Origin of the sequence: Rhodopseudomonas sp. BAL398, assembly GCF_033001325.1 — a bacterium.
Lineage (GTDB): Bacteria > Pseudomonadota > Alphaproteobacteria > Rhizobiales > Xanthobacteraceae > JARJEH01.
This window is the reverse complement of sequence record NZ_CP133111.1, coordinates 4,039,679-4,052,125: the sequence shown is the minus strand read 5'-3', so window position 1 is coordinate 4,052,125 and position 12,447 is coordinate 4,039,679. Positions and strand designations below refer to the sequence as shown.

Here is a 12,447-nt window from a genome sequence, read left to right as displayed (position 1 = left end):
TCCCCCACAAGGGGGGAGGGAACAGACTGAGCGTGTTGAACTTGCCCGGCGCAGGTTGGCGCCTTGAGCCCAGAGCGGTTTCAATTGCGGCTTCAGGTCGAAGCAACTGCGCCGCGTAGCGCGGGTAGTTGCTTGAACCTGTCTCACGAACTCAATCCCCCCGCCAGCGTCGGGACGTCGAGCGGCTTGAAGCCGTAGTGGTTGAGCCAGCGGACGTCGCCCTCGAACAATTGCCGCAGGTCGCTCATGCCGTATTTCAGCATCGCGATGCGGTCGATGCCCATGCCCCAGGCGAAGCCCTGATAGACGTCGGGATCGATGCCGCAGGCGGAGAGCACGTTGGGGTGCACCATGCCGCAGCCGAGAATCTCCAGCCAGTCCTCGCCCTCGCCGAAGCGGATCTCGCCCTTGTCGCGGCGGCACTGGATGTCGACTTCCAGCGACGGCTCGGTGAAGGGGAAGAACGACGGCCGGAACCGCATGTTGATGTTGTCGACCTCGAAGAACGCCTTGCAGAATTCGTGCAGGATCCATTTCAGATGGCCGAGATGCGATCCCTTGTCGATCACCAGGCCCTCGACCTGATGAAACATCGGCGTGTGGGTCTGGTCAGAGTCGCTGCGATAGGTGCGGCCCGGACAGATCACCCGGATCGGCGGCTGCTGGTTCAGCATGGTGCGGACCTGCACCGGCGAGGTGTGGGTGCGCAGCAACAGCCGCGAGCCGTCCGGCTTCGGGTTGAAGTAGAAGGTGTCGTGCATCTCGCGGGCCGGATGGCCCTCGGGGAAATTCAACTTGGTGAAATTGTAGTCGTCGGTCTCGATGTCCGGACCTTCGGCGATCGCAAAGCCCATATCGGCGAAGATGGTGGTGAGTTCATCCATCACCTGGCTGAGCGGATGGATCCGGCCCTGTTCGGCCGGAGTGTCGCGCAGCGGCAAAGTGACGTCGATGGTCTCCGAGGCGAGGCGGGCATCGAGCGCTGCGGCCTTGAGCAGATCGCGCCGCGCGGTCAGCGCCTGCGTGACCTTGTCCTTGGCGAGGTTGATCGCCGCGCCTTCGGTCTTGCGCTGCTCGGGCGTCATCTTGCCGAGTGTCGACAGCAGCGCCGAGATCGCGCCCTTCTTGCCGAGGGCGCCGACCCGCACCGCTTCGATCGCGGCCTCGTCGGCGGCGGCGGCGATATCGGCGAGGATCTGGGATTGCAGCTTTTCGAGGTCAGACATCAGTCACCGCTCCTTCAAGAAGTCATGCCCGGGCTTGACCCGGGCATCCATCGCTTCTCGAATGATGGACCGCCGGGGCGCAGCACGAAGACGCGCTTCGCGCTTTGCCCGGCGATGACGGTCAACCCGGTTGTGGCCTCAGGCCGCCAGCGCGGCCTTGGCCTTCTCGGCGATCGCATTGAAGGTCGCCGGCTCGTGGATCGCCAGATCCGACAGCACCTTGCGGTCGACGGTGACGCCCGACTTGGCGAGGCCGTTGATGAACACGCTGTAGGTCATGCCGAGCGGACGAACCGCGGCGTTGATGCGCTGGATCCACAGCGCGCGGAAGGTGCGCTTCTTGCGCTTGCGGTCGCGGAAGGCGTATTGCGCCGCCTTGTCGACCGCGGCCTTCGCGGTGCGGATGGTGTTCTTGCGCCGGCCACGGAAACCCTTGGCGAGCTTGTAGACTTTCTTATGCTTGGCGTGAGCCGTCACACCGCGTTTGACGCGAGCCATGACTGATCTCCTTCATCTGAATTTGGTGGAATGGTCGCGCGGACGCGACCTGATGAGGTTGCCGCAGGATGCGGCCAGAACGGTCAGGCGTTCGGCAAGAAATACTTCTTGATGTTGTCGCCATCGGTCTTGAACAGAACGCGGGTGCCGCGCAGCTGACGAATCTGCTTCTTCGTCCGCTTGATCATGCCGTGGCGCTTGCCGGCGTGGGCCGACATCACTTTGCCGGTCCCGGTGACTTTGAAGCGCTTCTTCGCGCCCGATTTGGTCTTCAGCTTGGGCATTTGGCTCTCCTGTGACCGCACGCTGAAAGCGCCCCGAAGGACGTCAGGCCGGCTAAAATGCTCGTTAGAGCGTTGAAAGTGCTCGACTTTGGTCCTTACGGACATGGTCAGCACGGTCATCGACACGGCAGCCCTTGATCAGCCGGGCGATGAAGGATGGGCTTATGGCAGAGCCACGCCAGATTGGCAATGTTTAACGCCGCGCGCGCCGGCAGATCCGCCCATCGATAATTCTCGGCCGCGGCGTAGCCTGCAAAACAAAGCCCGCCAGATCGCGGGGATCTGACGGGCCAAACTTGAAATCAACCAAATTCAACAATTCGGTGAGGGGGGCGATCAGCGCGGCGCCAGCACCATGACGACCTGGCGGCCTTCGAAGCGGGCGTCCTGCTCGACCTTGGCGTATTCGGCGACGTCGGCCTTGACCTTGTCCAACAGCTTGGTGCCGATTTCCTGATGCGCCATTTCGCGGCCGCGATAGCGCAAGGTGATCTTGACCTTGTCGCCTTCCTCGAAGAACCGCTGCATGGCCCGCATCTTCACGTCGTAATCGTGATCGTCGATCATCGGCCGGAGCTTGATCTCCTTGATTTCGACGATCTTCTGCTTCTTGCGGGCCTCGGCGGCCTTCTTCTGGGCCGAATATTTAAACTTCCCGTAATCCATAATCTTGCAAACGGGAGGATTGTTGTTGGGCGAAATCTCGACCAGATCCATGCCGGCATCCATCGCCATTTTCACAGCGGTTGCCGTTTCGACAGTGCCGTGGTTGAGGCCTGTCTGATCAATCAGCTGAACCTGGGCGTTGCGGATTTCATCGTTGGTGCGCGGCCCGTCTTTGGTTGCGGCGGGCGGGGCTCTGTTGGGACGGCGAATGGGTGGCTCTCCAAAATTGTGAATGTCGGCGGCGAATGATCCGTCAAAGCTGGGCTTAGGCGATCAGATCATGCGCTCTATATAGGTCAGAGTGCGACTTGACGCAAAACGGAAGTCGTCCCCGGGTCAAAAACCGGGGCCATGGTCGCTGATCGCGTCGCAGTGTGACGGAATAAGGCCGGACCGGCAAGCAGACTTCCGCCTAACACCAAGAAAACCGCCCATTGCGCGGCATTTTGGACGCGCCAAGCGCTATTCCGTCGATAGGCGGCAAACTTTGGGCCGGCGGACCGGTTCCTGCGGTCCAACGTCGCAGAGCGAGCGGCGCGGCCGTTGACGGGCGAAAGGGGTTGCCGCAAACAGCGCTCCACAGCGAGGTTTGCATGACCAATCCATCCAGCGGCTTCACCGGGCAGAGCCCGACTTTCATCGCGGTCGGCAACGGTTCCGATCAGCGCGCGATCGCAGTTCGGGCCCGGCCGGGTTCGTCGCCCGGGCTGCTGTGGCTCGGCGGCTTTCTGTCCGACATGAAGGGCACCAAGGCTGCGGCGCTGGATCAATGGGCAGCCGAGAGCGGCCGCGCCTGTGTTCGATTCGATTATTCCGGCCATGGCGAGTCGGGGGGCGCCTTTGCCGACGGCACCATCGGGCGCTGGCTCGAAGACAGTCTGGCGGTGTTCGAATCCTGCTGCGAAGGTCCGCAGATCGTGGTCGGATCCTCGATGGGCGGCTGGATCGCGCTGCTGCTGGCGCGCGAATTGGCGCGGCGCGGCGCCAAGCGAGCCAGCCTGGCCGCCTTGGTGCTGATCGCGCCGGCGGCGGATTTCACCGAGGAATTGATGTGGAAGGCGTTTCCCCCGCAGATTCGCACCCAGATCGAAACCACCGGTGTCTGGCTGCGGCCGTCGGATTATGGCGAGCCCTATCCGATCACCCGCGCGCTGATCGAGGACGGCCGCAAACATCTGGTGCTCGGCGGCGCGATCTCGCTCGGCTGCCCGGTGCGCATCCTGCAGGGCACGCAGGACCCCGACGTGCCGTGGCGGCACGCCTTCGCGCTGACCGACCGGCTGCCCAGCGACGATGTGGTGCTGACCCTGATCCAGGATGGCGACCACCGCCTGAGCCGGCCGCAGGACATCGCGCGGATCATCGCGGCGGTGCAGGAATTCGCGTAGGGTCCTGCGCAGAGATCGCCTCATGGTGAGAGGCTGACTCGAAAACGACGGATAGAATCCGGCATTCAAGTTCGTCTTTGCGAGGAGCGGAGCGACGAAGCAATCCAGTCTTTGCTTGCCGGCTCCTGGATTGCTTCGCTTTCGGACGGCGCTACGCGCCGGCCTCGGCTCGCAACGACGAAATCGAGTGCGACCCTATTGGTTGCCATTTCAGTCAGGCTCTCAGGATGAGGGTTCAGCATCTGCCGGCTGCCACTCGGCGCGAACCTCCGCGTCGTCCTGGCCGCCGACCCGCGACTCTGCCAAGGCTTCGAACTGATCCGGCGCCAGCAATTGCCCCAGCGCCCAAATGGCGGCGCCGCGCACCAGCGCACTGGCGTCGTCGAGCAGTCTGACGGCTTCTGGCGCGAGCCCCGCGTCGGCCGAATTGCCGATCGCGATCAGCACGTTGCGGATGAATCGATCGCGCCCGATGCGCTTCACCGGCGATTTGGCGAACAGCACCCGAAAGGCCGGATCGTCCAGCCGCGCCAGCTCCGCCAGCGTCGGCGCCCGCAGCGCGTCGCGCGCGGCAAGCTTGGCCTCATGGCCGTCCTGCGCGAATTTGTTCCAGGGGCAGGCCGCCAGGCAATCGTCGCAGCCATAGATCCGGTTGCCGATGGCTTTGCGGAATTCGCGCGGGATCGCGCCCTTGTGCTCGATGGTGAGGTAGGAGATGCAGCGCCGCGCATCGAGCCGGTACGGCGCCGGGAACGCCTTGGTCGGGCAGATCTCCAGGCAGGCCTGGCAAGAGCCACAATGATCGATCGTGGCAGCGTCGCGCGGCAGATCCAGCGTGGTGAAGATCGCGCCGAGAAACAGCCAGGAGCCGAATTCGCGCGATACCAGATTGGTGTGCTTGCCCTGCCAGCCGAGTGCCGCCGCCTGCGCCAGCGGCTTTTCCATCACGGCAGCGGTGTCGACAAACACTTTGACGTCGCCGCCGGCGGTTGCGATCAGCCAGCGCGCCAGCTGCTTCAGCCGCGGCTTGATCACATCGTGATAATCGTCGCCCTGGGCATAGACCGAGATCGCGCCGTGGCTGCGCTGCTGCAACATCGCCAGCGGGTCGGCGTCGGGCGCGTAATTCATGCCGAGCATGATCACCGAGCGCACCTCGCTCCACATCGCGCGCGGATCGGCGCGGCGGTCGGGATTGGCCGCGAGCCAGTCCATTTCGCCATGCATGCCGGATGCGATGAAGGATCGAAACCGGTCGCCGGCGCCGGCAATCGAGTCAGGAGCGGCGACGCCCAGCGCGTCGAAGCCGAGCGCGCGGGCCTGCGCGATCAGCGCCTGTTTCAGATGACCGGTCACCATGGAAACCGGCTGCTGCCGCGCGCGACGTCTTTACCTCTCCCATAGGGAGAGGTCGGATTGCGAAGCAATCCGGGTGAGGGGCTCTGGACCAATGCGAGTGGGGATCGCCGAAACGCCGTCAAAAATCCAGATCGACATAAGTGCGCGAGGCCGGCACCCCGGCCAGCCATTCGCTGAGCAGCGGGCGGAACGAGGGGCGCGACTTGATCCGCGCATACCAGGCCTTTGCTGCCTCGTCCTCGTTCCATGGCACGTCGCCCAGATAGTCGATCGCCGACAGATGCGCCGCGGCGGCGAGATCGGCATAGCTCAGCCGGTCGCCGGCGAGAAAGTTCCGGGTCCGCGCCAGCCAACCGATATAGGCCAGATGGTAGCGCACATTGGCGGTGGCGGCACGAATCACCTCCATCGCCGGCGGCCCGCCGCCATCCTCCTCGGCCATGAAGCGTTTGTAGATGCGCTCGGTCACCAGGGGGCCGCTGGCCTCCTCGAAAAACTTGTCGTTGAACCACGATAGCAGCCGGCGCACCTCGATCCGCTCGCCGACCGAATGCGGCAGCAGCCGGCGTTCGCCAAGCGCGGCGCCATGGCTCTCGTCGAGGAACTCGCAGATCACGCCGGCGCCGGGAATGGCCGGTCGGCCCTCGGCCACCAGAACCGGCGTGGTGCCGGCCGGGTTGAGCGTGAGAAATGCGGCCCGGCGCTCCCAGGCGCGCTCCTCCACCAGCCTGAGATCGAGGCCATGCTCGCCGAGCGCAAGGCGGATGAACCGCGACTGCGGGCAGAACGGATGATGGAATAGGGTATACATGGTGACCTTGATAGTTTCGCAGGGCTTAACAAATCGTCGCCGAGCGGCGGCGCCTTGGCCCGCGGCCAGGGCCAAACTAGCCGAGCACGGCGGCGAGGCAAGGCGGCAATTATGCGTTTTTTGACGTTGCGGCACGCGGGCGAATAGGCGAGAAACGCTCCGCTTCATCAGCCAGTTCCGACATCGCGGGCCTTTTCATGATTTCCGATACATTGAGGGCCGTGATTCTCGGCGTCGTCGAGGGTGTCACGGAGTTTTTGCCGGTGTCCTCGACCGGCCATCTGTTGCTGGCGGAACGGATCTTCGACCTCGGCGAGGACCCGTTCTGGAAGAGCTTCGCGGTGCTGATCCAGCTCGGCGCGATTCTGGCGATTCTGTCGATCTATTTCATGAAATTGTGGCGGATCGCGTTGGGAATGTTCTCCGATCCCGACTCGCAGCGCTTCGTCATCGGCGTGCTGGTGGCGTTCCTGCCCGCCGCGGTGATCGGCGCAGCCGCCGGCGGCTACATCAAGATGTATCTGTTCAATCCCTGGGTGGTGTGCTTTTCGCTGATCGTCGGCGGCGCCATTCTGCTGTGGGTCGACCAGCTCGATCTGCAGCCGCGTGACCATGACGCCACGCTATTTTCGCTGCCGATGTATTTCTACATCGGCTGCGCGCAGTGCCTGGCGATGATTCCGGGCGTATCGCGCTCCGGCGCCAGCATCGTCGCGGCGATGCTGCTCGGCGCCGACAAGCGCTCGGCCGCCGAATTCTCGTTCTTTCTGGCGATCCCCACCATGATCGGGGCGTTCGCCTACGATCTGTACAAGGGGCGCGGCGAGATGACGATGGACCATGGGGTGCTGGTGGCGATCGGCTTTGCGGTGTCGTTCATCACCGCGGCGATCGTGGTCAAGACCTTCCTCGATTACGTCACAAGGCACGGCTTCGTGCTGTTCGCCTGGTGGCGGGTGATCGTCGGCACCCTCGGCCTGATCGCGCTGGCGATGGGCAAATAGAGCGTTTTCGAGCGAAGTGAAAACCGGTTCGCGTGAAAAAAGCGCGTCAAAACAGAAATCTAAAGCTCCGGTTCTGGTCGATCAGAACCGGAATTGCTCTAGCCCGGCCTCGGCCGGCGCCGCGCCGCGTTAGGCGCTTTTGCGGGCGAACTGGCCGGTCTTGCGGAACCGCCACAGATAGGACGGCACGATCGCCTGCAGCGAATCAGGCGTGATCCCGAGACCCTGCAGCGTCAGCCCGGCCGCCTTGGCGGCATCGCTCACCACATTGTCGACCCGCAGCAGCGCCACCTGGTCGGGCGTCAGCTTCAGCCCGCCGGGGGCAAATTGCAGCAGCATCGCCTGCAGGCTGGCCAGCCCGAACGGCAGCGGCAGCATCAGGCGGCGGCGGTCGATCGTCACCAGGATCAGCTCGATGATCTCGCGCATGGTCATGACTTCCGGCCCGCCGAGCTCGTAGGTCGCCCCGGCCTTGGCGCGGCCCTCGACCGCCTCGGCGATCGCGGTGGCGACATCGCCGACATAGACCGGCTGCAATTTGGTGTCGGCGCCGACCAGCGGCACCACCGGCGACATTCGCGCCAGCGCGGCGAATCGGTTGGTGAAGGCGTCCTCGGGGCCGAACACCACCGAGGGCCGCATGATCACCGCATCCGGCACCGCGGCCAGCACGGCCTGTTCGCCGGCGGCCTTGGAGCGCGCATAGCGCGACGCCGAATCGGCATCGGCGCCGATCGCCGAGACATGCACCATCCGCGCGGCGACGGCGGCCGCGGCCTCGGCGATTGCCGCGGGACCCCTGGCCTGCACCGAATCGAATTTCTGCGCGCCGCTCTCGGCGAGAATCCCGACCAGATTGATGGCCACATGCGAATCCCGCATCGCCGCCTGCACCGATTCGGGGTAGCGCAGATTGGCCTGAACGGCGTGGATCTGGCCGACCTTGCCGAGCGGCTGCAGATGCCCGGTCAGGTCCGGCCGTCGAACCGCGACCCTGATTCGGAAGTCGCGCCGCGCTAATGCGTTGACGACATGCCGGCCGAGAAAGCCGGAGCCGCCAAATACGGTGACGAGGGTGTCCAAATTCGAGGCCATGCGCTGCGTCCTGATCGGGTCGAAATGGTTGGGAGCCTCAAGGTTCTGGCGGTTTCGCGATCCGTCGTCAACCAAACGGTGAACAGCGGCTCAGATCGCGGCGTCATTGAATTGACAAGCGCGCCGCCGATCCGTACTAACCCGGCCGAGCCCAGGTGGCGGAATTGGTAGACGCGCTGGCTTCAGGTGCCAGTAGCTTAACGGCTGTGAAGGTTCGAGTCCTTTCCTGGGCACCATTCCCCTGAAGTCATTCGTGACTTCAATAAGTTATGCCCCATCAGAGTTGCGCGGGCCCATCCTGTGTAACAACGGGGGCGCGGCTCCGCTGTCGAACGGTTGCTTGGCGAAGCGCCGCGACGGATCATGCAATTCAATTTTCTCAGCCTTCGCGAACGCATCCCTGCGGATGACCGTCCTGTGTCCGCAGCACTCGCCTGGCGATGCCTGTCGGCGCGTCGGCCTGAGCGCGCGACCGCGCTTGCGTGCCAATGTGGATTCAACTCCGAAAGCGCCGGGGATCTGCCCCGGCCGAATCGGGGGCGGCGGAGATGCCGGCCGATCTTGACTGCAAGCGCTGGCCTGGCCCAATCGCGCAAGGAGTCTCCAACAGCGCATCGAGCAGTTCGCGGCCCGACGTTTCGGCCTGCATCATCGGGTCGGACCTGAAGGTCGTTTTCAGGAAACTCGACACCGCGCGGATGCGCGGCACGAATTGCAGGTCGGTGTGGACATTGATCCACAATTCGCGGACCGTCGATATCCGCTCGTGCAGCACCGGGATCAGATCGTCGCGGCCCTGAGCGGCGAAGCTTGGCAGCAGCACCAGCCCGATCCCGCCGGCGGCGGCGTTCATCTGCGCAATCATGCTGTTGGAATGAAAGCTGATCGGCGGGTTCTTGATGATGTCGTCGAGCCAGCGCACCGAATCGAGCTGAATAAGGTCGTCGATATAAGTGACGAAGCTATGCCGAGCCAGATCTGCGGTGGAGCCGGGCATGCCATTCTCGTCGAGATAATCCTGCGAGGCATAGAGGCCGAGCTTGAAGCGGCCAAGTCGTTCCGAAACCATGCCCTGGGCTCGGGGCTGGAAGAAGCTGAGGAAGAGATCGGCCTCGCGGCGGTTGACCGAAACCGTCTGCGGCGAGGTGAGTAATTCCACGGTTAGTTGCGGATGCTGGCGGCGCAAGCGCGAGAAGCGGGCCGCCAGATAAAGCGACGCAATGCCTTCCATGGTGGCAAGGCGGACCCGCCCGGCCATCCGGCTGCGGCCGCATTGCAAATCCTCGCCCATGGCGATGACGGCGCTTTCGATCCGTTCGGCATGGCACAGCAGGCGGTCGCCGGCCTCGTTGATACGCAATCCGGAGGGCAGCCGTTCGAACAACGCCACCCCCAGCGTGCTCTCAAGATGCGCAATGCGGCGGCTGATGGTCGATTGATCGACTTTCAGGAATCTCGCCGCGCTGCCCAAGCTGCCGCCGCGGGCGGTGTGGACGAACACCTTCAGGTCGTCCCAGTCGAGTGAGTTGAAATCTTTCATCCGGAGGTATCAGCAAGAGCCGTGCCAAGACCGTGGCAGGGTGAGGCGGATTGTCGCGACCTGCAAGCCGGCTTGCAGGATTGCCTATACCCAGCGCCGCCGGAAGCGATTTAGCCTTTGCGAAACGAAGGATAGACCATGCTTCCGCAATTCAAGGCCGCCGCGATCCATGCCGCGCCGGTGTTTCTCGACAAGGCTGCGACCACCAAAAAGGCGGTCGCGCTCATCCGCGAGGCAGCCGCTGCCGGCGCCGAACTGGTGGCGTTTCCGGAGACGTTCATTCCGGCCTTCCCGGTCTGGGCCGCGTTGTCGGCGCCGATCGACAATCACGATCTGTTCGTCCGGATGGCGGACCAGTCGGTGCTGGTCGACGGCCCCGAGGTCAAGGCGATCCGCGACGAGGCCAAAGCGCAGGGCATCGTGGTCTCGATCGGGATCAGCGAAAAATCCCCGGCCAGCGTCGGCTGTATCTGGAACTCCAATCTCCTGATCGGCGAGGATGGCGCAATTCTCAACCACCACCGCAAGCTGGTGCCGACCTTCTACGAAAAGCTGATCTGGAGCGCCGGCGACGGCGCCGGTCTTCGCGTCGTCGAGACTAGGCTCGGCAGGATCGGTCAGTTGATCTGCGGCGAGAACACCAATCCGCTGGCGCGCTACGCGCTGATGGCGCAGGGCGAGCAGTTCCATATTTCGAGCTGGCCGCCGGTGTGGCCGACCCGACGTCCGTCGGACGGCGTGAACTATCACATCGCGGCCGCCACCCGGATTCGTGCCAGCGCGCATTGTTTCGAAGCCAAGGTGTTCGGTCTCGTCACCGCCGGCGTGCTCGACCAGGCAGCGCGCGACATGCTGGTGGCGCACGATCCCTCCGCGGCCGCCGTGCTCGACGGCACGCCGCGCGCCGCGACCTTCTTCCTCGACCCGACCGGCGAGCAGATCGGCGAGGCGCTGTGCGAGGACGAAGGCATCCTGTATGCCGACATCGACCTCAATCGATGCGTCGAGCCGAAGCAGTTTCACGACGTCGTCGGCTACTACAACCGTTTCGACATTTTCGATCTGTCGATCAACCGCCGCCGGCTGGTGCCGGCGACCTTCATCAATGACGAGTTGCCTGCCGCGGTCCCGGACGATGCCGGGGACGATAGCGGGCGCGCGCCACAGACGGCGCGTATCGGCTTTTAGGTTTTCGCCGGGGCTTGTCCCCATCCGTACTTCACTGGCCGATGGCCGTGATCGAACATAGAGGGTGCGTCATGCAAATTGACCGTCGGCAGCTTTTGCTTGGGGGAGTCGGCGCCACCGCCGGCCTCATGCTTCCAGGAGGCGCGTTCGCGCAGTCGCCCGCCAGCATTGGCACTTTCCCCGCAGGCGTCACTGCGGATTCGGTCTTTGTCGGTCTGACTATTCCGTTGACCGGCGTGTTCTCCGGCGATGGCGGCGATCTCAAGCTCGGCTATGAACTCGCGATCGCCCAGATCAATGCCGGCGGCGATGCCGCGCAGCAATGGGGCCTGAAGGGCAAGGGCGTGCTCGGCCGCCAGATTCGCTACAAGGTCTCCGACACCGAGGGCAAACCCAATCTGGATGTCCAAAGCGCCACCCAGTTCATCCAGCGCGACAAGGCCATCATGGTCGCGGGCTCGGTGTCGAGCGCCAGCGCGATCGCGCTGGAAGAGCTCGGCTCGCGCGAAAAGGTGCTCTACATGGTGGGCATCGCCGGCTCCAACGACATCACCGGCAAGAATTGTCAGCGCTATGGATTCCGCTCGCAGCAGAACGCCTATATGGCCGCCAAGGCGCTGGCGCCGGTCGTCGCCAAGGCGCTCGGCAAGAATATCAAGATGGCGTTCCTGGTCCCCGATTACACTTACGGCCACACCGTCTATGACAGCTTCGCCAAATTCTCGACCGAGCAGGGCTGGAAACAGGTCGCCAAGGAAGTCGTGCCGCTCGGGACCACCGATTATTCCTCGGCGCTGCTGAACATCGCCAATAGCGGCGCCGACGTCTTCGTCAACATCGCGTTCGGCGGCGATGCCGTCGCCTCGACCAAGCAGGCCGAGCAGTTCGGCGTGCTCAAGCGCATGAAGCTCGTGGTCCCCAATCTGTCGTCGTTCCAGGCCAAGGAGCTTGGCGCCGAACTGATGCAGGGCGTCTATGGCAGCTGCGATTTCTGGTTCGGCCTGCAGGACACCTACCCGCTCGCCAAGACCTTCGTCGAAAGCTTCGTCGCGCAGAACAAGTACTATCCGCGCTGGGGCGCCCATATCGGCTATATGCAGACCTATCTGTGGGCAATGTCGGTCGAGCGCGCCAACACCTTCAATCCGGTCGACGTCATCAAGACGATGGAGAATTCCAAGGCGCAGCCCTACGACACGACGCTGGGCAAGGTGTATTTCCGCGCCGAGGATCACCAGATGGTGCGGCCGATTCCGATTCTGCGCGGCAAGAAGCCGTCCGACATGAAGCACAAGGAGGATTTCTACGACATCGTCGCGATCAGCGACGGCGAGAGCGTGATGAATTCGCCCGACTTCTTCGGCTGCAAGCTCGGCCCCTACACCTAA

12 protein-coding genes and 1 tRNA gene are annotated in these 12,447 nt (G+C 63.8%); 5 read left to right on the top strand and 8 right to left on the bottom strand.

All coding sequences use genetic code 11. The annotated features are described in order from the left end of the window. Positions 1 to 143 precede the first annotated feature (143 nt). From pheS to infC, 4 genes are all read right to left on the bottom strand, one after another. Positions 144 to 1,226, bottom strand: a complete 1,083-nt coding sequence (pheS, locus tag RBJ75_RS19070; RefSeq protein WP_044405958.1) for a phenylalanine--tRNA ligase subunit alpha — start codon at positions 1,224 to 1,226, stop codon at positions 144 to 146. A 138-nt stretch (positions 1,227 to 1,364) separates the two neighbouring features. After that, complete coding sequence (gene rplT / locus RBJ75_RS19065; RefSeq protein WP_044405956.1) at positions 1,365 to 1,724, bottom strand: 50S ribosomal protein L20; 360 nt, start codon at positions 1,722 to 1,724, stop codon at positions 1,365 to 1,367. Between the two features lie 83 nt (positions 1,725 to 1,807). After that, positions 1,808 to 2,008: a 50S ribosomal protein L35 gene (rpmI, locus tag RBJ75_RS19060; protein ID WP_044405954.1), complete on the bottom strand. Its 201-nt coding sequence runs from the start codon at positions 2,006 to 2,008 to the stop codon at positions 1,808 to 1,810. A 336-nt stretch (positions 2,009 to 2,344) separates the two neighbouring features. Continuing rightward, entirely contained in the window at positions 2,345 to 2,884 is a 540-nt protein-coding gene (gene infC, locus RBJ75_RS19055) for a translation initiation factor IF-3 (RefSeq protein ID WP_152647598.1), read from the bottom strand. 383 nt (positions 2,885 to 3,267) lie between these two features. On the opposite strand from infC, the gene RBJ75_RS19050 reads away from it, so the two are divergent. Next, positions 3,268 to 4,062 carry an alpha/beta hydrolase gene (locus RBJ75_RS19050; RefSeq protein WP_044405950.1) on the top strand — a complete coding sequence of 265 codons (795 nt, stop codon included), beginning with the start codon at positions 3,268 to 3,270 and terminating at the stop codon, positions 4,060 to 4,062. Positions 4,063 to 4,284: 222 nt separating this feature from the next. Here the strand turns inward: RBJ75_RS19050 and queG are convergent, their stop codons facing one another. Further along, on the bottom strand, positions 4,285 to 5,421 hold the full coding sequence (queG, locus tag RBJ75_RS19045; RefSeq protein ID WP_044413029.1) for a tRNA epoxyqueuosine(34) reductase QueG: 1,137 nt from the start codon (positions 5,419 to 5,421) through the stop codon (positions 4,285 to 4,287). 118 nt (positions 5,422 to 5,539) lie between these two features. Then, the gene (locus RBJ75_RS19040) at positions 5,540 to 6,232 is read right to left on the bottom strand and encodes a glutathione S-transferase family protein (protein ID WP_044419142.1); all 693 of its coding nucleotides are present in this window, start codon (positions 6,230 to 6,232) and stop codon (positions 5,540 to 5,542) included. A 197-nt stretch (positions 6,233 to 6,429) separates the two neighbouring features. On the opposite strand from RBJ75_RS19040, the gene RBJ75_RS19035 reads away from it, so the two are divergent. After that, positions 6,430 to 7,236, top strand: coding sequence for an undecaprenyl-diphosphate phosphatase (locus RBJ75_RS19035; RefSeq protein WP_276156178.1), 807 nt, complete (start codon positions 6,430 to 6,432; stop codon positions 7,234 to 7,236). A 129-nt stretch (positions 7,237 to 7,365) separates the two neighbouring features. Here the strand turns inward: RBJ75_RS19035 and RBJ75_RS19030 are convergent, their stop codons facing one another. Next, a complete protein-coding gene (locus RBJ75_RS19030) occupies positions 7,366 to 8,331 on the bottom strand; it encodes a complex I NDUFA9 subunit family protein (protein ID WP_044418410.1) in 966 nt (321 codons plus the stop codon). Between the two features lie 149 nt (positions 8,332 to 8,480). On the opposite strand from RBJ75_RS19030, the gene RBJ75_RS19025 reads away from it, so the two are divergent. Then, positions 8,481 to 8,567 (top strand) — tRNA-Leu (locus tag RBJ75_RS19025). Between the two features lie 260 nt (positions 8,568 to 8,827). Here the strand turns inward: RBJ75_RS19025 and RBJ75_RS19020 are convergent. Beyond that, positions 8,828 to 9,871: a LysR family transcriptional regulator gene (locus RBJ75_RS19020; protein WP_276156179.1), complete on the bottom strand. Its 1,044-nt coding sequence runs from the start codon at positions 9,869 to 9,871 to the stop codon at positions 8,828 to 8,830. A 138-nt stretch (positions 9,872 to 10,009) separates the two neighbouring features. Here RBJ75_RS19020 and RBJ75_RS19015 point away from each other — a divergent pair, with 138 nt between their 5' ends. Next, positions 10,010 to 11,059, top strand: a complete 1,050-nt coding sequence (locus RBJ75_RS19015) for a carbon-nitrogen hydrolase family protein (protein ID WP_044405352.1) — start codon at positions 10,010 to 10,012, stop codon at positions 11,057 to 11,059. Between the two features lie 71 nt (positions 11,060 to 11,130). Beyond that, positions 11,131 to 12,447 carry a substrate-binding protein gene (locus RBJ75_RS19010; protein ID WP_044405354.1) on the top strand — a complete coding sequence of 439 codons (1,317 nt, stop codon included), beginning with the start codon at positions 11,131 to 11,133 and terminating at the stop codon, positions 12,445 to 12,447.

What these genes read in the sequence shown, in the direction of transcription:
- pheS (WP_044405958.1), bottom strand. Translation starts at nt 1,226, where the DNA reads ATGTCTGACCTCGAAAAGCTGCAATCCCAGATCCTCGCCGATATCGCC.
- rplT (WP_044405956.1), bottom strand. Translation starts at nt 1,724, where the DNA reads ATGGCTCGCGTCAAACGCGGTGTGACGGCTCACGCCAAGCATAAGAAA.
- rpmI (WP_044405954.1), bottom strand. Translation starts at nt 2,008, where the DNA reads ATGCCCAAGCTGAAGACCAAATCGGGCGCGAAGAAGCGCTTCAAAGTC.
- RBJ75_RS19050 (WP_044405950.1), top strand. Translation starts at nt 3,268, where the DNA reads ATGACCAATCCATCCAGCGGCTTCACCGGGCAGAGCCCGACTTTCATC.
- queG (WP_044413029.1), bottom strand. Translation starts at nt 5,421, where the DNA reads ATGGTGACCGGTCATCTGAAACAGGCGCTGATCGCGCAGGCCCGCGCG.
- RBJ75_RS19040 (WP_044419142.1), bottom strand. Translation starts at nt 6,232, where the DNA reads ATGTATACCCTATTCCATCATCCGTTCTGCCCGCAGTCGCGGTTCATC.
- RBJ75_RS19035 (WP_276156178.1), top strand. Translation starts at nt 6,430, where the DNA reads ATGATTTCCGATACATTGAGGGCCGTGATTCTCGGCGTCGTCGAGGGT.
- RBJ75_RS19030 (WP_044418410.1), bottom strand. Translation starts at nt 8,331, where the DNA reads ATGGCCTCGAATTTGGACACCCTCGTCACCGTATTTGGCGGCTCCGGC.
- RBJ75_RS19020 (WP_276156179.1), bottom strand. Translation starts at nt 9,871, where the DNA reads ATGAAAGATTTCAACTCACTCGACTGGGACGACCTGAAGGTGTTCGTC.
- RBJ75_RS19015 (WP_044405352.1), top strand. Translation starts at nt 10,010, where the DNA reads ATGCTTCCGCAATTCAAGGCCGCCGCGATCCATGCCGCGCCGGTGTTT.
- RBJ75_RS19010 (WP_044405354.1), top strand. Translation starts at nt 11,131, where the DNA reads ATGCAAATTGACCGTCGGCAGCTTTTGCTTGGGGGAGTCGGCGCCACC.